The organism is Nocardia sp. NPDC050435, from assembly GCF_040655395.1.
GTDB lineage: Bacteria > Actinomycetota > Actinomycetes > Mycobacteriales > Mycobacteriaceae > Nocardia.
The window spans coordinates 36,458-56,688 of record NZ_JBFAJW010000015.1; the positions used below are offsets into that span (position 1 = coordinate 36,458).

20 protein-coding genes and 1 pseudogene are annotated in these 20,231 nt (G+C 71.3%); 8 read left to right on the forward strand and 13 right to left on the reverse strand.

What is annotated here, in order from left to right; all coding sequences use genetic code 11:
* Positions 1 to 10 precede the first annotated feature (10 nt).
* The 3 genes from argH to AB0I43_RS36080 form a co-directional block, all read right to left on the reverse strand.
* Positions 11 to 1,432, reverse strand: a complete 1,422-nt coding sequence (gene argH / locus AB0I43_RS36070) for an argininosuccinate lyase (RefSeq protein WP_356978766.1) — start codon at positions 1,430 to 1,432, stop codon at positions 11 to 13.
* Positions 1,429 to 2,304 (reverse strand): class I SAM-dependent methyltransferase, encoded by an 876-nt coding sequence (locus tag AB0I43_RS36075; RefSeq protein ID WP_356978764.1) that lies wholly within the window; start codon positions 2,302 to 2,304, stop codon positions 1,429 to 1,431. Before AB0I43_RS36075 ends, argH begins: the two co-directional genes overlap by 4 nt.
* Positions 2,305 to 2,366: 62 nt before the next feature.
* Positions 2,367 to 3,569, reverse strand: a complete 1,203-nt coding sequence (locus tag AB0I43_RS36080) for an argininosuccinate synthase (protein WP_356978762.1) — start codon at positions 3,567 to 3,569, stop codon at positions 2,367 to 2,369.
* Positions 3,570 to 3,735: 166 nt separating this feature from the next.
* Between AB0I43_RS36080 and AB0I43_RS36085 the strand changes: the two genes are divergently transcribed.
* Positions 3,736 to 3,888, forward strand: coding sequence for a hypothetical protein (locus tag AB0I43_RS36085; RefSeq protein ID WP_356978760.1), 153 nt, complete (start codon positions 3,736 to 3,738; stop codon positions 3,886 to 3,888).
* Here AB0I43_RS36085 and AB0I43_RS36090 read toward each other — a convergent pair.
* Genes AB0I43_RS36090 through AB0I43_RS36120 form a run of 7 tightly spaced genes read right to left on the reverse strand, consistent with a single transcriptional unit; the run spans position 3,885 to position 11,016 of the window.
* A complete protein-coding gene (locus AB0I43_RS36090) occupies positions 3,885 to 4,400 on the reverse strand; it encodes an arginine repressor (protein ID WP_356978758.1) in 516 nt (171 codons plus the stop codon). The genes AB0I43_RS36085 and AB0I43_RS36090 overlap by 4 nt on opposite strands.
* Entirely contained in the window at positions 4,397 to 5,338 is a 942-nt protein-coding gene (gene argF / locus AB0I43_RS36095) for an ornithine carbamoyltransferase (RefSeq protein ID WP_356978756.1), read from the reverse strand. The genes AB0I43_RS36090 and argF overlap by 4 nt, the downstream gene beginning before the upstream one ends.
* Positions 5,335 to 6,534, reverse strand: coding sequence for an acetylornithine transaminase (locus AB0I43_RS36100; RefSeq protein ID WP_356978754.1), 1,200 nt, complete (start codon positions 6,532 to 6,534; stop codon positions 5,335 to 5,337). The genes argF and AB0I43_RS36100 overlap by 4 nt, the downstream gene beginning before the upstream one ends.
* Positions 6,531 to 7,484, reverse strand: a complete 954-nt coding sequence (argB, locus tag AB0I43_RS36105) for an acetylglutamate kinase (protein WP_356978752.1) — start codon at positions 7,482 to 7,484, stop codon at positions 6,531 to 6,533. The genes AB0I43_RS36100 and argB overlap by 4 nt, the downstream gene beginning before the upstream one ends.
* Positions 7,481 to 8,698 (reverse strand): bifunctional glutamate N-acetyltransferase/amino-acid acetyltransferase ArgJ, encoded by a 1,218-nt coding sequence (argJ, locus tag AB0I43_RS36110; protein ID WP_356978750.1) that lies wholly within the window; start codon positions 8,696 to 8,698, stop codon positions 7,481 to 7,483. Before argJ ends, argB begins: the two co-directional genes overlap by 4 nt.
* Positions 8,695 to 9,762, reverse strand: a complete 1,068-nt coding sequence (argC, locus tag AB0I43_RS36115; RefSeq protein ID WP_356978748.1) for an N-acetyl-gamma-glutamyl-phosphate reductase — start codon at positions 9,760 to 9,762, stop codon at positions 8,695 to 8,697. The genes argJ and argC overlap by 4 nt, the downstream gene beginning before the upstream one ends.
* A 27-nt stretch (positions 9,763 to 9,789) precedes the next feature.
* Entirely contained in the window at positions 9,790 to 11,016 is a 1,227-nt protein-coding gene (locus tag AB0I43_RS36120) for a cation:proton antiporter (RefSeq protein WP_356978746.1), read from the reverse strand.
* 242 nt (positions 11,017 to 11,258) lie between these two features.
* Between AB0I43_RS36120 and AB0I43_RS36125 the strand changes: the two genes are divergently transcribed.
* The 4 genes and pseudogenes from AB0I43_RS36125 (at position 11,259) to AB0I43_RS36140 (ending at position 14,640) form a co-directional block, all read left to right on the forward strand.
* Positions 11,259 to 12,452, forward strand: a complete 1,194-nt coding sequence (locus AB0I43_RS36125) for a cytochrome P450 (RefSeq protein WP_356978744.1) — start codon at positions 11,259 to 11,261, stop codon at positions 12,450 to 12,452.
* 53 nt (positions 12,453 to 12,505) lie between these two features.
* Positions 12,506 to 12,574, forward strand: a pseudogene (locus AB0I43_RS36130) (hypothetical protein); the annotation flags it as partial.
* A gap of 229 nt (positions 12,575 to 12,803) precedes the next feature.
* Positions 12,804 to 13,421 (forward strand): adenylate kinase, encoded by a 618-nt coding sequence (locus AB0I43_RS36135; protein ID WP_356978742.1) that lies wholly within the window; start codon positions 12,804 to 12,806, stop codon positions 13,419 to 13,421.
* A 49-nt stretch (positions 13,422 to 13,470) separates the two neighbouring features.
* Complete coding sequence (locus AB0I43_RS36140) at positions 13,471 to 14,640, forward strand: alpha/beta hydrolase (RefSeq protein ID WP_356978740.1); 1,170 nt, start codon at positions 13,471 to 13,473, stop codon at positions 14,638 to 14,640.
* On the opposite strand, the gene AB0I43_RS36145 is transcribed toward AB0I43_RS36140, so the two are convergent.
* Entirely contained in the window at positions 14,641 to 15,129 is a 489-nt protein-coding gene (locus AB0I43_RS36145; protein WP_356978738.1) for a pyridoxamine 5'-phosphate oxidase family protein, read from the reverse strand.
* A gap of 61 nt (positions 15,130 to 15,190) precedes the next feature.
* Between AB0I43_RS36145 and AB0I43_RS36150 the strand changes: the two genes are divergently transcribed.
* Positions 15,191 to 16,156, forward strand: coding sequence for a YafY family protein (locus tag AB0I43_RS36150; RefSeq protein WP_356978736.1), 966 nt, complete (start codon positions 15,191 to 15,193; stop codon positions 16,154 to 16,156).
* 4 nt (positions 16,157 to 16,160) lie between these two features.
* On the opposite strand, the gene AB0I43_RS36155 is transcribed toward AB0I43_RS36150, so the two are convergent.
* Positions 16,161 to 17,315 carry an epoxide hydrolase family protein gene (locus AB0I43_RS36155; protein ID WP_356978734.1) on the reverse strand — a complete coding sequence of 385 codons (1,155 nt, stop codon included), beginning with the start codon at positions 17,313 to 17,315 and terminating at the stop codon, positions 16,161 to 16,163.
* A 63-nt stretch (positions 17,316 to 17,378) separates the two neighbouring features.
* On the opposite strand from AB0I43_RS36155, the gene AB0I43_RS36160 reads away from it, so the two are divergent.
* Both AB0I43_RS36160 and AB0I43_RS36165 read left to right on the forward strand, forming a co-directional pair.
* Complete coding sequence (locus tag AB0I43_RS36160; RefSeq protein ID WP_356978732.1) at positions 17,379 to 18,344, forward strand: WYL domain-containing protein; 966 nt, start codon at positions 17,379 to 17,381, stop codon at positions 18,342 to 18,344.
* An 84-nt stretch (positions 18,345 to 18,428) separates the two neighbouring features.
* Positions 18,429 to 19,079 (forward strand): Clp protease N-terminal domain-containing protein, encoded by a 651-nt coding sequence (locus AB0I43_RS36165; RefSeq protein ID WP_356978730.1) that lies wholly within the window; start codon positions 18,429 to 18,431, stop codon positions 19,077 to 19,079.
* Here AB0I43_RS36165 and AB0I43_RS36170 read toward each other — a convergent pair.
* On the reverse strand, positions 19,076 to 20,167 hold the full coding sequence (locus AB0I43_RS36170; RefSeq protein ID WP_357433474.1) for an FAD-dependent monooxygenase: 1,092 nt from the start codon (positions 20,165 to 20,167) through the stop codon (positions 19,076 to 19,078). The genes AB0I43_RS36165 and AB0I43_RS36170 overlap by 4 nt on opposite strands.
* Positions 20,168 to 20,231: the final 64 nt, after the last annotated feature.

A 20,231-nucleotide genomic window follows, 5' to 3' on the forward strand; every position in this document is an offset into this window, starting at 1 on the left:
TGACCCGATCTCAGCGCAACCAGGCGCGCATCTCGGTGACGGCGGTGCGCACGTCCGCCAGCTGCGCCGCGACCTGCACCCCCGCGGTGCCGCCGCGCGCGTTGCGGGAGGCGATCGACCCCTGCACCGTGAGCACCTCACGCACCTGCGGGGTCAGCCCCGGATCGATCGCGGCGAATTCGGCGTCGGTGAGTTCGTCCAGGCCCACGCCCCGCGCCTCGGCGGCCTTCACGCACGCACCGGCCGCCTCGTGCGCGACCCGGAACGGAACACCCTGGCGGACAAGCCATTCGGCGATATCGGTGGCAAGGGTGAACCCGGCCGGAGCGAGTTCGGCCATCCGGTCGGTGTGGAAGGTCAGCGTGGAGACCAGGCCCGCGATCGCCGGGAGCAGCAGTTCCAGCTGCGCCACCGAGTCGAACAGCGGCTCCTTGTCCTCCTGCAGATCCCGGTTGTAGGCCAGCGGCTGCGCCTTCAGCGTGGCGAGCAGGCCGGTGAGGTTGCCGATCAGGCGGCCCGCCTTGCCGCGGGTCAGCTCGGAGACGTCGGGGTTCTTCTTCTGCGGCATGATCGAGGAGCCGGTGGACCAGGCGTCGGCGAGTGTGATGTAGCCGAATTCCGGTGTGCTCCAGATGATCACCTCCTCCGCCATGCGACTCAGGTCGACCCCGATCATGGCCAGCACGAACGCGGCCTCGGCCGCGAAATCCCGCGCGGAGGTGGCGTCGATCGAGTTGGCCGCCGCGGCGGTGAAATCCAGTTCGGCCGCGATCTGCTCCGGATCCAGGCCGAGTGAGGAACCGGCCAGCGCGCCGGAACCGTACGGGGACACCGCCGCTCGCTTGTCGAAATCACGCAGCCGATCGATGTCGCGCAGTAGCGGGTGCGCGTGCGCGAGCAGGTGATGGGCCAGCAGCACCGGCTGGGCGGCCTGCAGATGGGTCTTGCCCGGCATCACCGCGTCCGGATGCGCCGCCGCCTGCGCGACCAGCGCGTCGACCACCTCGAGCAGACCGAAGGCGACGCGGCGCACCGCGTCCCGCAACCACATGCGGAACAGGGTGGCGACCTGATCGTTGCGGGAACGGCCCGCGCGCAACCGCCCGCCCAGCTCCGCGCCGACCCGCTCGATCAGCCCGCGCTCCAGCGCGCCGTGCACGTCCTCGTCGGACTCGGCCGGACCGAAGGCACCCGAATCCACGTCGGCGGCAAGCTGTTCCAGCCCGGCCAGCATGCCGGACAGATCACTGTCGGAGAGCAGACCGGCCTTGTGCAGCACCCGCGCGTGCGCCTTGGACGCGCGCACGTCGTACGGCGCCAGCGCCCAGTCGAAATGCGTGGACTTGCTCAGCGCCGCCATCGCGGCGGCGGGGCCGGAGGCGAACCGCCCACCCCAGAGCGCGCCTTCGTTGGTGCCGTGGGCCTCGGTCATCGTGTGCTGTCTCCTCCGGGTCGGATTGCGGTCATCAGGATGGCGTGCTCGTCCAGGCCGTCGGCCACCGCGCGGCCGTGGCTGGTCAGCACCTCGTGCGGGGTGGTGGATTCGGTGGCCCAGCCCTGGCCGGCGAACCAGTCGACCGGGTGCGCGCGGCCCTCGGCGGAATAGAACAGCTGCTCGAGGTCGATGCCGAGCTCCAGGTGCCGGTCGCGCTCGGGGTTGTGGCCCGGCTCGCCCAGCAGGGTGTTCAGCGCGACCCGGCTGCCCGGCGCGCTGAGTTCGACGATGTCGGCGAACAGCCGGTCCTGTGCGTCGGGGGGCAGGTAGCGCAGCAGGCCCTCGGCCAGCCAGGCGGTGCGTGAGTGCGGGTCGAACCCGTGGTCCAGCAGGGCTTTCGGCCAATCCTGGCGCAGGTCCGCCGGGACCTCGCGCCGGACGGTCCGGGGCGCGCAGGCGGCCAGCGCGCCCGCTTTGAATTCCAGCACCGCCGGCAGGTCGAGCTCGAACAGGACGCTGCCCTGCGGCCAGTCCAGGCGGTAGCCGCGCGCGTCGAGCCCGGCAGCGACGATAACGAACTGCTGGATGCCCGCGGCGGCCGCGGCGGTGACGTAGTCGTCGAAGTAGCGGGTGCGGGCCGTGATCGACGCCGCGATCGGCGCGTAGGCGGCGGCCAGTTCCGGTTCCGGTTCGCCCGAAACCAGGCGCGTCCACTGCTCCGACCCGGCCGCGCGCACCAGCACCTCGGCGAACGGATCACCGAACAGCGCGTCCGGGCGGCGGGTCTCCGCCGCCCGCAGCACGGCCACGCCGAGTGCGGTCAGGCCGACGCCGGAGGTGATGTCCCAGCTGTCGTCGTCGCTTCGCATCGCAGTCGCCCCTTCCGGCCGGTCTCGCTGCTTCGAGGCTACGACCGTCCCGGCTCGGGCAGCTACTTCTGGTTCAGGTCGCGGCGCGCGGCGACCTTGGAGGACAGGCCGTGGATCTGCACGAAGCCTTTGGCCAGCGACTGGTCGAAGGTGTCGCCCTCGTCGTAAGTGGCCAGGTTGAAGTCGTACAGCGACTGCTCGGAGCGACGGCCGTTGACCACCGCGGAGCCGCCGTGCAGCACCATCCGGATGTCGCCGGAAACCGACTGCTGGGTCTCGGCGACGAACGCGTCCAGCGCGCGCTTGAGCGGGGAGAACCACAGGCCGTCGTAGGCCAGCTCGCCCCAGCGCTGCTCGACCTGGCGCTTGTAGCGGCCCAGCTCGCGCTCGATGGTGACGTTCTCCAGGGCCTGGTGCGCGGTGATCAGCGCGATGGCGCCCGGGGCCTCGTAGATCTCGCGGCTCTTGATGCCGACCAGCCGGTCCTCGACCATGTCCAGGCGGCCGATGCCCTGGCGGCCGGCGCGGTGGTTCAGCTCGACGATGGCCTCGAGCACGCTGACCGGCTTGCCGTCGATGGCGACCGGTACACCCTTGTCGAAGGTGATGATGAGCTCGTCGGGGGCCTCGAAGTTGACCGTCGGGTCGGCGGTGTAGTCGTAGACGTCCTTGGTGGGCGCGTTCCACAGGTCCTCGAGGAAGCCGGTCTCGACGGCGCGGCCCCACACGTTCTGGTCGATCGAGAACGGCGACTTCTTGGTGACGTTGATCGGGAGCTTGTTCTCCTCGGCGAAGGCGATGGCCTTCTCCCGGGTCCAGGCGTAGTCGCGGACCGGCGCGATGACCTCCAGGTCGGGCGCCAGCGCGCCGATGCCGACCTCGAAGCGGACCTGGTCGTTGCCCTTGCCGGTGCAGCCGTGCGAGACGGTGGTGGCGTTGTGGAACTTGGCCGCCTCGACCAGGTGCTTGACGATCAGCGGGCGGCTGATCGCGGACACCAGCGGGTACTGGCCCATGTACATGGCGTTGGCCTGGATGGTGGGCAGGCAGTATTCGTCGGCGAACTCGTCGCGCGCGTCGACCACGATGGCCTCCACGGCGCCGCAGTCCAGCGCGCGCTGGCGCACCACGTTCATGTCCTCGCCGCCCTGGCCCAGGTCGATGGCGACGGCCACGACCTCGGCACCGGTCTCCTTCGCGATCCAGCTGATGGCGACGGAGGTGTCAAGCCCACCGGAGTAGGCGAGTACGACGCGCTCGGACATTTCTGTGTGCTCCTCGAGTCTGGTGGGGGGATCTACAAATGATTATGCACGACGCTGCAATCCCATTCATAATCGGGGTGGGCAGTGTGCGCGTTAACCCCCACCACCGGGCCGCCGGGTGCGACCATCGATGCCATCAGCGCACCCTCGACCAGAGGACGGGCCCATGCTGCATCCGATCGCCAACGAATTCTCCCTCCTCGCCCACGGCATCCTGGATATCGGCCGCGCCATCGCCGACTTCGTCCAGGACATCATCAACCTGTCCACCCCGGACGACCCCGGCGGCCGCGGCGGCGGCCACTACCCGTTCGCCTAGGCCAGGGCCTCGATCTTCGCGGCCAGTTCCGCGCCGGTGAGGGGTTCGCGGGCGATGACGGCGATGGTGTCGTCGCCGGCGATGGTGCCGACGATGAAGGGCAGCGAGGCGCGGTCCAGGGCGCTGGCCAGGAAGTGCGCCGCGCCGGGCGGGGTGCGCAGGACGGCGATGTTGCCCGAGGCGTCGGTGGAGACCAGCAGGTCGCCGAGTAGCTTGGAGAGCCGGTCGGTGCCGCCGGTGACGCCGCGCACGGGGCTGCCGTCCTCGGGCACCACGTAGACGCCCGCGCCGCCGTCGGCCGCGCGCAGCTTCACCGCGCCGAGTTCGTCCAGATCCCGCGACAGGGTGGCCTGGGTGGTCTCGATGCCCTCGGCCGCCAGCAGCGCCGCCAGCTCGGTCTGGCTGCGGACGGCGTGCGCGGACAGCAGCTCGATGATGCGGGACTGCCGCCCCGCCCGGGTCCGCGCGATCGCGGGCGTCTTGCCCGGATCGGCGGGCGCGCTCGCGGTCATCGGTCCCCGCCTCGCTTCGCGAGCAGCCACACCAGCAGCGCCTTCTGCGCGTGCAGCCGGTTCTCGGCCTCGTCCCAGACCACGCTGTGCGGCCCGTCGATCACCTCGTCGGTGATCTCCTCCCCGCGATGCGCCGGAAGGCAGTGCAGCACAACGGCATCGGACTGCGCCCGGCCGACCAGCTCGGTGTTCAGCTGGAACGGCCGGAACGGGCCGACCCGGTCCAGCCCGTCGTTCTCCTGGCCCATCGAGGTCCAGCAGTCGGTGACCAGGGCATCGGCGCCCTCGGCCGCGGCCTGCGGATCGCCGGCGAGGGTGATGGTGGCGCCCGTCTCGGCGGCCCGCTTGCGGGCGGCCTCCAGGATCCAGGGCAGCGGTTCGAAACCCGCGGGCGCGGCGACGGTGACGTTCAGGCCCGCGGTGACGCCGCCGAGCAGCAGCGAGTGCGCCATGTTGTTGGCGCCGTCGCCGAAGTAGGTCAGGTTGCGGCCCGCGAGATCGCCCATGCGTTCGCGCAACGTCAGCAGATCCGCGAGCACCTGGCACGGGTGGAACTCGTTGGACAGCGCGTTGACCACGGGAACCGTTGCGGCCGGGGCCATCTCGTCCAGGCGCGCCTGTTCGAAGGTGCGCCAGACGATGGCGTCGACATAGCGGGAAAGCACCCGGCCGGTGTCGGCGAGGGTCTCCTCGCGGCCCAGCTGGGTGTCGCGCCCGTCGACGACCACGGCGTGCCCGCCGAGCTGGGCGATGCCGATCTCGAAGGAGAAGCGGGTGCGGGTGGAGTTCTTCTCGAAGATCACCCCGACGCCGCGCGGCCCCTCCAGCGGCCGGTGCGCGAACGGCGACTGCTTGAGTTCGGCTGCCAGGGCCAGGATTTCGGCCTGCTCCACCGGGGTGACGTCGTCGTCCCGGAGAAAGTGCCTGAGCTCGGTCATTTGCTTCCCTTCGCGTCTTCGACCGCTCCGTCGAGGATCTGGGGCAGGTCGGCGACGAAATTGTCGGCCTGGGTCTCGGTGAGCACCAGCGGTGGCGCGAGCCGGATCGTATCGGGCTTGGGTGCGTTGATCAGATAGCCGGCCGCCCGGGCCCGAGCCTCGGCCTGGGCCGAGATGTCCTGGGTCAGTGCGATTCCCAGCAGCAGGCCGGCGCCGCGCACATGATCGACCAGCGGATGGTTCAGCGCCTCGATGCCGTCGACGATGTGCTTGCCCAGCGCTTCGACGTGCGCGAGCAGCCCCTCGTCGTCGATGGTGCGCAGCACCGCGAGCGCCGCCGCGGCGCAGACCGCGTTGCCGCCGAAGGTGGTGCCGTGCAGGCCGGGGGTGAGCAGCTCGGCCGCCGGGCCGATGGCCAGCACCGCGCCGATCGGCAGGCCGCCGCCGAGCCCCTTGGCCAGCGTGATGACGTCGGGCACGATCCCGAAAGCGTGGTGCGCGTAGAACTTTCCGCACCGGCCGATGCCGGTCTGCACCTCGTCGAGCACCAGCAGCGCGCCGTGGCGGGCGGTGATCTCCCGGGCCCGGGCCAGGTAGTCCAGCGGCGGCACGATGACGCCGCTCTCCCCCATGATCGGTTCCAGGAACACCGCGGCGGTGTCGGCGTCGACGACGGCCTCGAGCGCGTCCGCGTCGCCGTAGGGCACGTGCACGACGCCGGGCGGCATCGGCTCGAACGGCGTCCGCTTGGCGGGCTGGCCGGTCAGGGCGAGCGCGCCCATGGTGCGGCCGTGGAACGCCTCCTCGCACGCGACGATCTTGCCGCGCCCGGTCAGCCGCGCGATCTTGAACGCGGCCTCGTTGGCCTCGGTGCCGGAGTTACAGAAGAACGCCCGCCCGTGCCCGTCGCCGAATTGCGCCAGCAGCCGCTCGGCCAGCTCCAGCGCGGGCTCGTTGACCGCCAGGTTGGAGGTGTGCCCGAGCGTGCCGAGCTGGGCGGTGACCGCCTCGATCACGGCCGGGTGCCCGTGCCCGAGCGAGTTCACCGCGATACCGCCGAGGAAATCGAGGTAGCGCTTGCCGTCGGCGTCGTAGACCACCGCGCCCGCGCCGCGCGCCAGCGCGACCTTCGGGGTGCCGTAGTTGTTCATCATCGCGGCGTTCCACCGCGCCTGCATTTCCGCAACCGTGCTCATGATTTCGTTCCGTCCGGGACGCCGGCCGGCGTCACCATTGTTCCGATTCCTTCTCCGGTGAACAGTTCCAGCAGCACCGAGTGCGGGACCCGCCCGTCGATGACGTGCGCGGTCGGCACCCCGCCCTGCACAGCGCGCAGACAGGCTTCCATCTTCGGCACCATGCCCGCGTCCAGGCTGGGCAGCAGCCGCGCCAGGTCGGCGGCGTCGATGCGCGAGGTCAGCGAGGAGCGGTCCGGCCAGTTCGTGTACAGGCCCTCGACATCGGTGAGCACCACCAGTTTCTCCGCGCCGATGCCCTCGGCGAGCGCGGCGGCGGCGGTGTCGGCGTTGATGTTGTGCACCACGCCGTCGGCGTCGGGCGCGATCGTGGAGACGACCGGAATCCGCCCGGCCGCGATGAGATCCAGCACCGCCTCGGGGCTGACCGCGGTGACGTCGCCGACCAGGCCGATGTCGGTGGCGACGCCGTCCACGTCCACGGTGCGCCGGGTCGCGGTGAACAGGTGCGCGTCCTCGCCGGAGATGCCGACCGCGTAGGGACCGTGCGCGTTGATCAGGCCGACCAGCTCCCGGCCGACCTGACCGAACAGCACCATCCGCACCACGTCGAGCACCTCGGGCGTGGTGACCCGGAAGCCGCCGCGGAATTCACCTTGCAGGCCGAGCTTTTTCAGCATGGCGCTGATCTGCGGGCCGCCGCCGTGCACCACCACCGGGTGCACGCCGACGGTGCGCAGGAACGCCATGTCCGCGGCGAAGGCGCGCTTGAGCTCGTCGTCGATCATGGCGTTGCCGCCGTACTTCACGACGACGATCTTGTCGCGGAACTTCTGCAGCCAAGGCAGCGCGTCGGCCAGGACGTGCGCCTTGTCCAGCGCCGAAAGGGTGTGCAACACAGTATTCACCCGCCCCGCCGACTCCGTCGACCGACCATCCCCCGCGGTCATGAGCTGTAGGCCGAGTTCTCTTCGACGTAGCCGTGCGAGAGGTCGGTGGTGCGCACCATGGCCGCGCCCGCGCCCACGTTCAGCTCGACCCGCACGTCGATGTCGGCGCCGGACAGGTCGACCTGCCGCGCGCCGGGCGCGCCGACGCTGTCCACGCAGACCGGATTTCCGTTGAACGACACCGAGATCCGGTCCGGATCCAGCGTGACCGGGGCGATGCCGACGGCGGCCAGCACCCGGCCCCAGTTCGGGTCGGAGCCGAACAGCGCCGTCTTGACCAGGCTGTCGCGCGCGATGGCGCGCGCCGCGATCAGCGCCTCGTCGTCGGAGGCCGCGCCCTCGACGAACACCCGCACCCGCTTGGTGACGCCCTCGGCGTCGGCCATCAGCTGGGCCGCCAGGTCGTCGCACACCGCGAGCACCGCGGCGTCGAGCTCCGCCTGGGTCGGGGTGACCGCGCTCGCGCCGTTGGCCAGCAGCAGCACGGTGTCGTTGGTGGAGCAGGAGCCGTCCACGTCGAGCCGGTCGAAGGTGAGCCGGGTCGCCTTGCGCAGCGCGGCGTCGAGTTGCTCGGCGGAGGCGACGGCGTCGGTGGTGAGCACCACCAGCATGGTGGCCAGCGAGGGCGCGAGCATGCCCGCGCCCTTGGCCATGCCGCCGACGTTCCATTTGTCGCGATGGTGGAACGCGGCTTCCTTGGGCACCGTGTCGGTCGTCATGATGGCGTGCGCGGCCTCGGTGCCGCCGGAGAGACCGCCGCCCATCTCGTGCACGATCTCGGTGATGCCGGGCAGCAGCTTGTGCATCGGCAGCCGGTCACCGATCAAACCCGTTGAGCAGACCGCGATTTCGCCCGCGCCGGTCTCCACGCCCCAGTTGCTCAGCGCCTTGGCCAGTTCCTCGGCGGTCTGGTGGGTGTCCTGGAAACCGCCGGGGCCGGTGCAGGCGTTGGCGCCACCGGAGTTGAGCACGACGGCACGCAACCGGCCGCCGGTCAGCACCTGCTGCGACCACAGCACGGGCGCGGCCTTGACCTGGTTGCGGGTGAACACGCCCGCCGCCGCGTATTCGGGCCCCTCGTTGAGCACCAGGGCCAGATCGGGCTTGCCGCTGGCCTTGATGCCCGCGGCGATGCCCGCGGCGCGGAAGCCGAGGGGCGCGGTCACGCCCTGGGTCCGCACCAGTTTGCCGGAGGCGGTATCGGTCGTCGTCACGGTGCCACTCCTACGGTGGAAAGTCCTTCGGTCTCCTCGAATCCGAGGGCCAGGTTCATCGATTGCACCGCGGCGCCCGCGGTGCCCTTGGTCAGGTTGTCGATCGCGCCGATCACCACCAGCCGGCCCGCGTCCGCGTCGACCGCGACCTGCAGGGTGATGGCGTTGGAGCCGAGCACCGAACCGGTCTGCGGCAGCACGCCTTCAGGCAGCAGGTGCACGAAAGGCTCGTCGGCGTAAGCCTTCTCGTAGACCGCGCGCGCCTGCGCGGCGTCCACGGTGGTGGGTGCGGTGCAGGTGGCCAGGATGCCGCGCGGCATCGGGGCGAGCACGGGGGTGAACGAGACCCGCACGGTCGTGCCGCCGGCGGCGGTCAGGTTCTGCGCGATCTCGGGCGTGTGCCGGTGCGCGCCGGCGATGCCGTAGGCGCGGGCCGAGCCCATCACCTCCGAACCCAGCAGGCCCACATCGAGTTTGCGGCCGGCGCCGGAGGTGCCGCTGACCGCGACCACGTGCACGTCGGGCTCGACGATGCCCGCGGCGACGGCCGGGGCCAGCGCCACGCTGGACACCGTCGGGTAGCAGCCGGGGACCGCGATCCGCTTCGCGCCGCGCAGGGCCGCACGGCCGCCGGGCAGCTCGGGCAGGCCGTACGGCCAGGTGCCCGCGTGCGGGCTGCCGTAGTACTTCTCCCAGACCGCCGCGTCGTGCAGCCGGAAATCGGCACCGCAGTCGATGACGACGGTAGATTCCGGCAGCGCCGCGGCGATGACGGCGGACTGCCCGTGCGGCAAGCCCAGGAAGACCACGTCGTGCCCGGCGAGTTCCTCGACCGTGGTGGGTGCGAGCACCCGGTCGGCCAGGGGCAGCAGGTGCGGCTGCAGCGCACCCAGGGTGGTTCCGGCGTTCGACCCCGCGGTCAGCGCCCCGATCTCGAGGCGCCCGTCTCGGTAGCGCGGATGGGCCAGCAGTAGTCGCAGCACTTCACCGCCCGCGTATCCGCTCGCGCCGGCGACAGCGATCCGCGTCACCCCGCTCGCAGGGGCACCAGAGGTATCAGCCATGAAATGATTATGCACGACAATGCAATCTCATTCATAGTCGGGCCGGTCGTTTCCGATCAGCCGGGCGATCAGCGGGAACAGCAGCACGGTCGCCGCGCCCGCGGCCACCAGCACCGAGGCCAGCTCCGCTCCCATCAAACCCGAACTCGTCGCCACCTGCGTAACCGCGACGATGATCGGCAGACCCGTCGCCGCGTACAGGGCCAGTTGCGCGCGCTCGCGGACCGTGGGCAGGTTCGCGCCGTGCGGCACGTAGCGTTCGCTCAGCCACACCGGCACCCCGCGCGCCAGCGCGATCGAGAGCACGAACAGCGCCCACAGCAGCGGACTTCGCAGCACCGCCGGAATGTCGATGCCCATCCCCGAGACCACGAAGAACACCGGGATCAGCATGCCGTAGCCGATGGCCTCCAGCGCCCGCTCCAGTTCGGGATGCGCCCCCGCGACCATGCCGCGCAACACCACACCTGCGGCGAACGCGCCGAGCACCACGTCCAGATCGAAGGTGTCGGCCACCGCCATCAGCGTCAGCAGCAGCAGGACCACGCCGCGCACCGGCAGCTGCGAGGTGCCGCCGCTCATGCCGTTGAGCGCCCGGCTCAGCCACGGCACCCGATGGAAGACGCGCTGCGGCACGAACCCGATCCACACCGCGGCGGCCAGGAACAGCAGCAGCACCACGATCGCGGCCAGCGGGCTGCGGCTGGTCAGCAGCACCGACATGGCCACGATCGGCGCGAGCTCGCCGACCGCGCCGTGTGCCAGCACCGCCCGGCCCAGCGGCTGATCCAGCAGCCCCGCCTGTTTGACGATCGGCAGCAGCGTACCCAGCGCCGTCGAGGTCATCGCGATGGCGATCGCGATCAGCGCGGCGAACTCGGCCTCGGTCCCCTCCGCCCACACCGCCATGCTCACCAGCACGAACGCGAACCCCAGGCACACCACCCACACCAGCCACGCCGTCCGCCCCGGCTTGCCGCGCAACAGCTTCGGATCCAGCTCGTAGCCCGCGAGCAGGAACAACATGCCGAGCCCGAGTTCGCTGAGCAGATCGACCCCGCCCCCGGTCCCCGCCCACGCCAGCACATGCGGCCCGATCAGCGCCCCGAGCAACAGCAGCACCACCACGTCCGGCACATAGCCACGCAGTAGCCGCGAAGCGACGGGCCCGATCACCGCCACCAGCGCGATCAAGAACAGCGAGATGATCGCCGACGGCTGCGCGTCCTCCTGAACTGCGGCAAGCAGGTCCATCGGCCAATCCTGGCACAACCGTCGGAAGATCCACGGCACCGGTGAGCGCCACCTGCCGCGAGTTGCTGGCACACACAGACCGGCCGGGCGATCGATCCGCGGCCGCCGCCCGGAGCCGGTTTCACCCCGGGCCCGATTGGTCTAAGTTGGAGGACGATGCGCATTCGAATTCCGCTGCGGCCCAGGCATATCGCGGTAACCGACGAACATCGCCACGCCCCGGCGACATCAAGGGCCGGCGAATGACCATCACCTGCCCGTTCGACGCCGCCTACCCGGCGAATCCGCATGCGACGCACGAGGCGCTGCGAGAAACCGGGCCCGCCCATCGCGTCGCGCTACCCGACGGCTCCGAGGCGTGGCTGATCACCCGCGCCACCGATGTCCGGCAGGCGCTGGCCGATCCGCGGTTGTCGGTCGATCGCCGCGCCAGCCGGGGCGGCTACCCGGGTTTCGGGCTGCCGCCCGCACTCGACGCCAATCTGCTCAATCGTGACGGCAGCGTCCATCTGCGCCTGCGCCGCCGCGCCGCGCGGGCATTCACTGCACGCCGGGTTCAACTGCTGCGCAACGGCATCCAGGCTGTGACGGACCGGCTGCTCGCACAGCTCGCGACCCAGCAGCACGTCGATCTGATCGCCGCGTTCGCCGCGCCGTTGTCGCTGTCGGTGATCGGCGATCTCCTCGGCATCCCGCCGGAGGACCGCGACCGCTTTCGTGGTTGGACCAACACCCTGCTCGCACCCGATCCGGCTCGGCCGCGGTCGGCGGTGGAGGCGGTCGGGCAGATCGAGCGATTCATCAGCGAGCTGGTGCGGCACAAGCGCGCCGACCCGGCCGACGACTTTCTCTCCGACTTGATCGCCGACACGCACGTCGACGACACCGCCGGCGACGACGAACTTGTCTCGCTCGCGTTCCTGCTCTTCTGGGCAGGCTACGAGAACCCGGTGAGCACGCTCGGCAACGCCCTGGCGGCTCTGCTGAACGATCCCGGGCAGCTGGCGGCGCTGCGCGCGAACGGCGAACCCGGCGACGCGGCGATCGAGGAGTTGCTTCGCTTCGCGCACGGAAGTCAGTACGCGATCCGGCGTTTCGCGACCGAGCCGATCATCGTCGGCGGCGTTCACATTCCCCAGGGCGACACCGTGCTGCTCGGCCTGGCCTCCGCCAACCGCGACCCGCGCTGGATCACCGACCCCGGCACGCTCGATCTCACGCGCGCCGAGAGCGGCGCGCACCTGGCGTTCGGTCACGGCCCGCACTACTGCCTGGGCGCGCCGCTGGCCCGCCTCGAGTTGCGGATCGCGCTCGGCGGGCTGCTCGGGCGCTTTCCCGACCTGCGGCTGGCGGTACCCGCGCGGGAGCTGTGCTGGCGGCCGTCTTTCCGGGAGCACGGGCTGGAGAGTCTGCCGGTCCGGCTGCGTAGTAGCTGAACCGCTCGGCGCGGTCTGCCGTCTACGAAAAAGCCGGTGCCGACGGCATTTTCGTGCCAGGTCCGACGGATCCGGAGTTGATCGGCACGGTGGTCCGCGCCACCGCCCTGCCGGTCAACGTCCTCTATCCCGGCACGGGCCCGTCCGTCGCCGAGCTCGGCGCCCTCGGTGTCAGGCGGGTCAGACCGGTTCGCTGCTCTACCGGGCGGCGCTGGCCGCCACCGTCGGGACCGCCGCCGCCGTGCGCGCCGGTTCCGGGATCCCGAGCGGGCTTCCGAGTTATCGTGACGTGCAGGCACATTCACCTCGGCCGTAGACGGCGCGGTGTCACCCGGCGGCAGGAGGACAGAGATGCGCGTTGTGCTGGTGGGACCGCCCGGGTCGGGCAAGGGCACGCAGGCCCGGATCCTGTGCGAGCGGCAGCACGTGCCCCAGATCTCGACCGGCGACATGCTGCGCGCTGCCCAGGCCGCGGACGACCTGCCCGAGCACCTGGCCCGGCAGATGTCGGCGGGCGGGCTGCTCCCGGACGAGGTGGTGCTCGGCTTGATCGCCGAGCGGCTGACCGCGCCGGACTGCCGCGCGGGATTCCTGCTCGACGGCTTCCCGCGCACCGTGCCGCAGGCCACCGGCCTGGGCGAGCTGCTCGAAAACCAGGACGCCGCACTGGATTCGGTGATCGCGCTGGACGTCCCGGCGGAGCAGCTGGTGGAGCGCGCCGTCCATCGCCGGGTCGACCTCCGCACCGGCAGGATCCACCATCTGATCGCCGACCCGCCGCCCGCCGGCGCCGAGCTGGAGCACCGCGCCGACGACCACGAGGACGTGGTGCGCCGGCGCATCGAGAACTACGAGGCGATGACGGCGGCGCTGCTGCCGTTCTACGCCGAGCGGGGCCTGCTGCGGCGAGTGGACGGTGTGGGCTCGGTCGAGGCGGTCGCCGAACGGGTGCGCGCGGCCCTGGCCTGATCGGCGCGCCGGAGCCGGAACCCGCAGGGGCCATGGGTTAATGAGCGCCATGGTGATTCGCTGGGTCGTTGCCATCGTCGGCGTGGTGCTCGCCGCGGCGCTCGCCGTCATCACCTACGTCATCGCCCGCCCGCCGATCCCGCCGCGCCTCATTCCGGTTTCACTGCTGGTCAGCAACTACGGGCTGTATGTGCTGCCGGCCGCCCTGCTGGGCCTCGGCATCGGCGCGATTCTCACCCAGCGGCGCAACGCCCCGGTCGTGCGCGTGCTCGGCAAAGTAGTCGGGGTCGTCTGCGTGGCCGGCCTCGTCGCCGCCTGCTTCCCGCTGGTCGCGTCGTGGCGGGAAGCGCACCGGCACGGCGTGGACCTGTCGGTGCTGGACTACCTCACCGGCGGTTCGAACACCGGCGAGCCGCGAGCGGAATTGTCGACCACGTACGCGACCGTCGACGGCACGAATCTGCTGCTGGACGCGAAACTTCCGGCCCGCGCCGCGGAGCGCCCGCGCCCCGCGGTGGTCTGGGTGCACGGCGGCGGCTGGTCCCAGGGCGATCGCGGCGAAGCGCCCAACTGGCACCGGTGGCTCAACGACAAGGGCTACGCGGTCTTCGCCATCGAGTACCGGCTGGCGCCGCCGCCGCGCTGGAACCAGGCGCCGGGTGACGTGAAATGCGCGGTGGGCTGGGTCAAACAGCACGCCCGCGAGTACGGCGTGGATCCGGAGCGAGTGCTGCTGGCCGGCGGTTCGGCGGGCGGCAACCTCGCCCTGCTCAGCGCCTACTCCGACGAGCGGGTGCCGCCGAGCTGCCCGGCCGGGGACACCTCGGTGCGCGCGGTGGCCGCGTTCTATCCGCCGGTCGATCTGAGCCTGGGTTACCGCGACAGCGGCGATCCGGAGTATGCGCGAAGGGTCCTGCGAGACTATCTCGGTGGCACCCCGGAGGAATACCCGGAGCGCTATGCGGCGGCCTCGCCGCTCACCTATGTCCGGCCCGGCGTGCCGCCGACCCTGCTGCTGCACGGGACCCGCGACCACGTCGTCGCCTACCGGCAGTCCACGGTGCTGGCGGACCGGCTGACCGAGGTGGCGGTGCAGCACGAACTGCTGCCGATCCCCTACGGCGAGCACGTCTTCGACTTCGGCTGGGGAGATTGGGGCACCCAGATCTCCCGCCAGGTGTTCGCGCGTTTTCTCGATCGGCACTTTCCCGCGCCCTGATCACTTGTGGACGACGCGCTCGCCTTCGCCCGGCTTCCAGATGGTGATGGCGAGCTTGTCGTCGACGAGCTCGATCGCGGACGCGCCGGTGAGATCGGCGACGTAGAAGTGGTCGAACTCCTGGCCGCGGATGTCGAACCCGGACTCGTCGAACAGGGCCTGGGCGAAGCGGGCGTGCACCTGCTTGTCCGGCAGGTCGCGCACGCGGCCGAAGAGTTTCGCGTCGCCGTCGCCGACCATGGTGTCGACGGTGGCGGTGTGCAGGCAGAACCGCGGATCGCGCTCGAGATCCTTGAACTTCAGGGTGTTCGGCATGCCCGCCACCACCAGCATGCCGTCGAAGACGCGCGGTTCGATCGGGCTGATCCGCGGTGAGCCGTCGGCGCGCACGGTGGCGAGCATGCACAGGTTCCCGGTGGCCCGGTGCCGCCGGTCGAACACGGTCGCGATCTGCGGTGCTTCTCGGGTGAACTCGCTCCAGAGGGTCATGTGACCACCGTAGGAGCTGAACCTGACATCTCCTGTCAAGGTTTCTGGCTAGGGTCGACGCATGCGCGCGAGTCGATTGGTGCAGTTGCTCCTGCTGCTACAGACCCGGGGCCGGGCCACCGCACCCGAGCTGGCCACGGCCCTGGAGGTGTCGGTGCGCACGGTGTACCGCGATGTCGAGGCGCTGTCGGAGGCGGGCGTCCCGGTGTACAGCGAGCCGGGCCGCACCGGCGGGATCCGGCTGGTGGACGGCTACCGCACCCGGCTGACCGGGCTGACCTCGGAGGAGGCCGACGCGGTGCTGCTGGCCGGCCTACCCGGCGCGGCCGCCGACCTCGGCTTGGGCACGGTGCTGGCCACCGCGCAACTGAAGGTGCTCGCCGCGCTCCCGCCGGAGCTGCGCGGGCGGGCCACCCGCGTCGCCGAGCGCGTGCACATCGATGTCCCCGGCTGGTTCCACCGCCCCGACGAGACGCCGACGCTGGCCACCCTCGCCGACGCGCTGTGGCACGACCGGCGGCTGCGGCTGCGCTACGGCCGCAAGGATCGGGTGGTGGACCGAGTGCTCGATCCATTGGGCCTGGTCTTGAAAGCGGGCACCTGGTACCTGGTGGCCCGGCAGGGCGCCGACATCCGGTCCTACCGGGTCGGACGCATCCTCGCCGCGCAGCCGCTCGACGAGTTCTTCACCCGCCCCGAGCATTTCGACCTGACCGCGCACTGGTCGGCCACGCAGGACGAGTTCGCGCAGTCCATGCTGCGGGTCCGGGCGCGCTGCCGGCTGCGGGCCGACCGGGTGCACCTGCTCCAGCACAGCTTCGAACCCGCCGCCGTCACCGCCGCGCTGGCGTCGATGACCGAACCGGACGCGGCGGGCTGGGTCGAGCTGGATCTGGCCTCGGAGTCCTATCCCGTTCTGCTGCACAGCATTCTACCGCTGGGCGGCGACGCCGAGGTACTGTCTCCGCCCGAGTTGCGCGCCCGGCTCGGCGAGATCGCGGAGCGGATGGCGGGCAACTACCGGTGACGGCTCAGCGCAGGCCGCGGAAGAATTCGCGGATATCGGCGATCAGCAGATCGGGAGCCTCCATCGCCGCGAAGTGCCCGCCGCGGTCGTACTCCTTCCAGTGCACGATGGTGTGCTGCTGTTCGGCCAGCGCCCGGATCGACAGGTCACCGGGGAAGATGGCGCAACCGGTCGGCACGCCGGAGTTCTTCGCTTGCGCGCCCCACACCTGGGATTCCTTGTAGAGCCGGATCGAAGACGCGAAAGTCTTTGTGTGCCAGTAGATGCTGGTGACGGTGAGCAGCGCGTCCCGATCGACCGCCTGGTCGGGCAGCTCGATCGCGGGATCGGTCCAGCGCTGGTACAGATCGGTCAGCCAGCCCAGCAGTCCGGCGGGTGAATCGTGCAGGCCGATCGCCAGCGTCTGCGGGTGCCCGGCCTGGACCGCGGCGTAGTCGAGGCGGGTGAAGCTTTCCTCGCCGGTGAGTTCGGCCAGCCGGGTCCGGTCCGCCGCGCTGTACTCGGCCTGCGCGCCGTCGTCTTCCCAGGAGGGGACGGTGATCGGGCCGTTGATGTGCACGCCGAGCACGTGCGCGGTGTCGATGCGGCCCAGGTCCGGCGCGACGAACGAGCCGACGTCGCCGCCGTGCGTGCCGTAGCGGTCGTAGCCGAGCCGGGCCATCAGCAGCTTGAACAGCTCGGCGTAGCGTTCGGTCGCTCCGTGCCCCGGCTGCCGCGTCGGACCGGAGAACGCGAATCCCGGCGGCGAGGGGATCACCAGGTGGAAGGCGTCGCCCGGGTCGCCGCCGTGCGCGCGGGGATCGCTCAGCGGGCCGATGACGTCGAGGAATTCGGTGTAGGTTGCGGCCCAGCCGTGGACCAGCAGCAGCGGGACGGCGTCCGGCTCGGGCGAGCGGACGTGCACGAAATGCACCGGCTGCCCGTCGATTTCGGTAATGAACTGGGGCAGCTCGTTCAGCCGCGACTCCTGGGCGCGCCAGTCGTAGCCGGTGCGCCAGTACTCGGCCAGCTCCCGCAGGTAGCCGACCGGAATCCCGTAATCCCAGCCGACGCCGGGCAATTCGTCGGGCCAGAGCGTGTCGGCGAGCCGGCTGTGCAGCTGGTCGAGCTGAGTCTGGGGGACGTCGATGCGGAAGGGCCGGATCTCGGTATTCGTCATGCTTTCGACTCTAGGAACGTCTTAGGACAGCATTGTTCCTAAGAATCCGGCATTCTGGCGATCATGCTGGAAACCTCGGCGCGACTGTTGAAGCTGCTGGCCCTGCTGCAGACCCACCGGGATTGGAGCGGGGCCGAGCTCTCCGAACGGCTCGGCGTCACCGGCCGCACCGTGCGCCGCGACGTGGAGCGGCTGCGCGAGCTCGGCTATCCGGTGCTCGCCAGCCAGGGCACGGCCGGCTACCGGCTCGGCGCCGGGGCCGCGCTGCCGCCGCTGCTGCTCGACGACGAGGAGGCGGTCGCCGTCGCGGTCAGCCTGCGCGGCGCCGCCGACGGCAGTGTCGCGGGGATCGAAGAGGCGGCGGTGCGCGCGCTGAGCAAACTCGAGCAGGTGCTGCCGCCGCGCCTGCGGCACCGGGTCCGCACGCTGCGCGGCGCCACCGTCCGGGTGAGCGCGCCGCGGGCCACCGTGGAGCCGGACACGCTGATGGCCATCGCCGAGGCGTGCCAGCGCCGCGAACAGCTGCGTTTCGACTACCGCGCGCACGACGGCCGGGCCAGCGTCCGCAAGGCGGAGCCGCACAGCCTCGTGCACTTCAACCGGCACTGGTACCTGGTGGCCTGGGACGTGGACCGCGCCGACTGGCGCAGCTTCCGGGTGGACCGGCTGACCCCGAAGATTCCGACCGGCCCGCGCTTCACGCCCCGCGAACTGCCGGAAGGCGATGTGGCGGCCTATCTTTCGCGGCAGCTCTCGGTGCGCACCTGGCCGTGTCAGGCGACGGTGCTGCTGCCCGTCGCGGCCGAGGTCGCCAGCGAGCGGATCTGGCCGGGCATGGGCGTGGTCGAAGCCGTCGACGAGCACCGCTGCCAGTTGCACGTCGGCGCGGACAGCGCCGAGGCCCTGGTGTGGATGATCGCGTCCGCCGATCTCGATTTCACCCTGCTGAGCGGTCCGCCCGAGCTGGCCGCCGCCCTGCGCAAGCAGGCCGCGCGCTGCACCGGCGCGGTGCGCGAGTTCCCGGGATAGCGCCCGGGTCGCTGAATCCGGCGGCGGGGGCGGCGATCCCCACTACGATGGAATCCTCCGACAGCTTCGTGGACAGGGGGCGCAGTGTTCGAGAAATTCACCGCCCGGGCGCGCCGCGTCGTCGTGCTCGCCCAGGCCGAGGCGCGCGCCCTGGATCACCACCGCATCGGGGCCGAACACCTGCTCGTCGCGGTGCTGCGCGAAGCGGAATCCGACGCGCGCTCGCCCTCCGCGAAAACCCTGTCACTGCACGGCTATACGCTCGCCGACGCGATCGAGCAGGTCGGGCTCGCCCGGGATCCGGGCGGCACGCCGGTGCCGGAGTTCCTCCCGTTCACCGAGGACGCCAAAGACGCGCTCCAGGCCGCGCTGCGGGAGACGCGCGCGCTGGGCCACGCCGCGATCACCCCGGATCACGTGCTGCTGGGCGTCATTCGCAGTGCCGCCCTCCATGCCGACTCCCCCGCCGCGGCGGCCATCGCCGCGCTCGGCATCACCGCCGAGGATCTGCGGCATCCGGCCGGGTCGCGGCGGCTGCCGCTGACGCCGCTGGTGCAGTTGGCGTTCCAGCGCGCGAATACCGAAGCCCTGCGGGCGGGCGGTGGCCAGCTGGGCACGGCACACCTGCTGCTCGGGTTACTCGACGCCGATCCGAAGCTGGCCGAGCGCGTGTTCGGCGAGGACACCGAGGCCATCACCGCGAAGGTACGCGAGATCGGCACCGATACCGGCTAGGGCGTCCAATCCAGCACCGAGCCCAAAGCTTTCACCTGCGCCGAGGCGGGCGTCAGCCGCAGCACCGCGTCGCGCGCCGCGACGGCGGGCGGCCAGGACAGCTGCGCCACTGCGCCGATCCGGTCCGAGCGGCGCGCGATCAGTTGCGCGCGGGGGCGGCGCAGCCGGTCGTAGCGGGCCGGATCACCCTCCGACCGGGCGAGCACCACGGCGTCCTCGATCGCCTGGCACGCGCCCTGGCCCAGATTCGGCGTCATGGCGTGGGCGGCGTCGCCCAGCAGCGCGATCCGTTCGGCCACAAAGGTTTTCAGCGGCGGCAAGGTGTAGATGTCGTGTTGCAGCACCGCCGCGGGCGCGGCGGCGTCGAGCAGGGCCGGGATCGGGTCGTGCCAGGCGCCGAAGCGGCGGCGCAGCTCGGCGAGGCCCTCGGTGCGGGTGCCCGCGGGCAGGTTCGCGGTCGCGAAGCAGTAGACCCGGCCGTCGGCCAGGGCCGCGATCCCGAAACGCTCACCGCGGCCCCAGGTTTCCCCGAGTTCGCCCACCGGAGCGGTGGGTGTGACGACCATCCGCCACGCGGTGTATCCCGCGTACCTCGGGGTGATCTCGCCGCAGACCGCGCGCCGCACCACACTGCGCACACCGTCGGCGCCCACGATCAGGTTGCCGGCGGAGGTGCCCGCCGAATGCGTGACGGTGCCGTCCGGGTGCGCGGCCCGCACCGTGACTCCGGTACGCAGCGCGGATTCCGGGACCGCCGCGCGCAGGATCTCGAGCAGGTCGGCGCGGTGCAGCAGGACGGGCAGGCCGTAGCGGTCGCGGATCGCGGCGACGTCGGCGCGAGAGAGCCACTCGCCCTTGCTGTTCCGGATGCCGCCGGCCACCTCGGTCACGGCGCGGGCACGCACCCGCTCACCCAGGCCGATCACGTCCAGGGCGCGTAACGCGTTGGACCACAGCGAGATCCCCGCCCCGACTTCGGCGAGTTCGGCCGCCTGCTCGAGCACCTCCACGTCCCAGCCGCGCTGATGGAGCGCGGCGGCCGCGGCCAACCCGCCGATCCCGCCGCCCACGACGATCATCTTCGACATGCCGCGCCTCTCTGTTCGCCTCGTACCGAGCCTAGGCGGGCGCGGGCGCCGACCGCGCAGTACG

Coding starts and splice junctions, on each gene's coding strand:
- argH (WP_356978766.1), bottom strand. CDS start 1,432: ATGACCGAGGCCCACGGCACCAACGAAGGCGCGCTCTGGGGTGGGCGG.
- AB0I43_RS36075 (WP_356978764.1), bottom strand. CDS start 2,304: ATGCGAAGCGACGACGACAGCTGGGACATCACCTCCGGCGTCGGCCTG.
- AB0I43_RS36080 (WP_356978762.1), bottom strand. CDS start 3,569: ATGTCCGAGCGCGTCGTACTCGCCTACTCCGGTGGGCTTGACACCTCC.
- AB0I43_RS36085 (WP_356978760.1), top strand. CDS start 3,736: ATGCTGCATCCGATCGCCAACGAATTCTCCCTCCTCGCCCACGGCATC.
- AB0I43_RS36090 (WP_356978758.1), bottom strand. CDS start 4,400: ATGACCGCGAGCGCGCCCGCCGATCCGGGCAAGACGCCCGCGATCGCG.
- argF (WP_356978756.1), bottom strand. CDS start 5,338: ATGACCGAGCTCAGGCACTTTCTCCGGGACGACGACGTCACCCCGGTG.
- AB0I43_RS36100 (WP_356978754.1), bottom strand. CDS start 6,534: ATGAGCACGGTTGCGGAAATGCAGGCGCGGTGGAACGCCGCGATGATG.
- argB (WP_356978752.1), bottom strand. CDS start 7,484: ATGACCGCGGGGGATGGTCGGTCGACGGAGTCGGCGGGGCGGGTGAAT.
- argC (WP_356978748.1), bottom strand. CDS start 9,762: ATGGCTGATACCTCTGGTGCCCCTGCGAGCGGGGTGACGCGGATCGCT.
- AB0I43_RS36120 (WP_356978746.1), bottom strand. CDS start 11,016: ATGGACCTGCTTGCCGCAGTTCAGGAGGACGCGCAGCCGTCGGCGATC.
- AB0I43_RS36125 (WP_356978744.1), top strand. CDS start 11,259: ATGACCATCACCTGCCCGTTCGACGCCGCCTACCCGGCGAATCCGCAT.
- AB0I43_RS36135 (WP_356978742.1), top strand. CDS start 12,804: ATGCGCGTTGTGCTGGTGGGACCGCCCGGGTCGGGCAAGGGCACGCAG.
- AB0I43_RS36140 (WP_356978740.1), top strand. CDS start 13,471: ATGGTGATTCGCTGGGTCGTTGCCATCGTCGGCGTGGTGCTCGCCGCG.
- AB0I43_RS36145 (WP_356978738.1), bottom strand. CDS start 15,129: ATGACCCTCTGGAGCGAGTTCACCCGAGAAGCACCGCAGATCGCGACC.
- AB0I43_RS36150 (WP_356978736.1), top strand. CDS start 15,191: ATGCGCGCGAGTCGATTGGTGCAGTTGCTCCTGCTGCTACAGACCCGG.
- AB0I43_RS36155 (WP_356978734.1), bottom strand. CDS start 17,315: ATGACGAATACCGAGATCCGGCCCTTCCGCATCGACGTCCCCCAGACT.
- AB0I43_RS36160 (WP_356978732.1), top strand. CDS start 17,379: ATGCTGGAAACCTCGGCGCGACTGTTGAAGCTGCTGGCCCTGCTGCAG.
- AB0I43_RS36170 (WP_357433474.1), bottom strand. CDS start 20,167: ATGTCGAAGATGATCGTCGTGGGCGGCGGGATCGGCGGGTTGGCCGCG.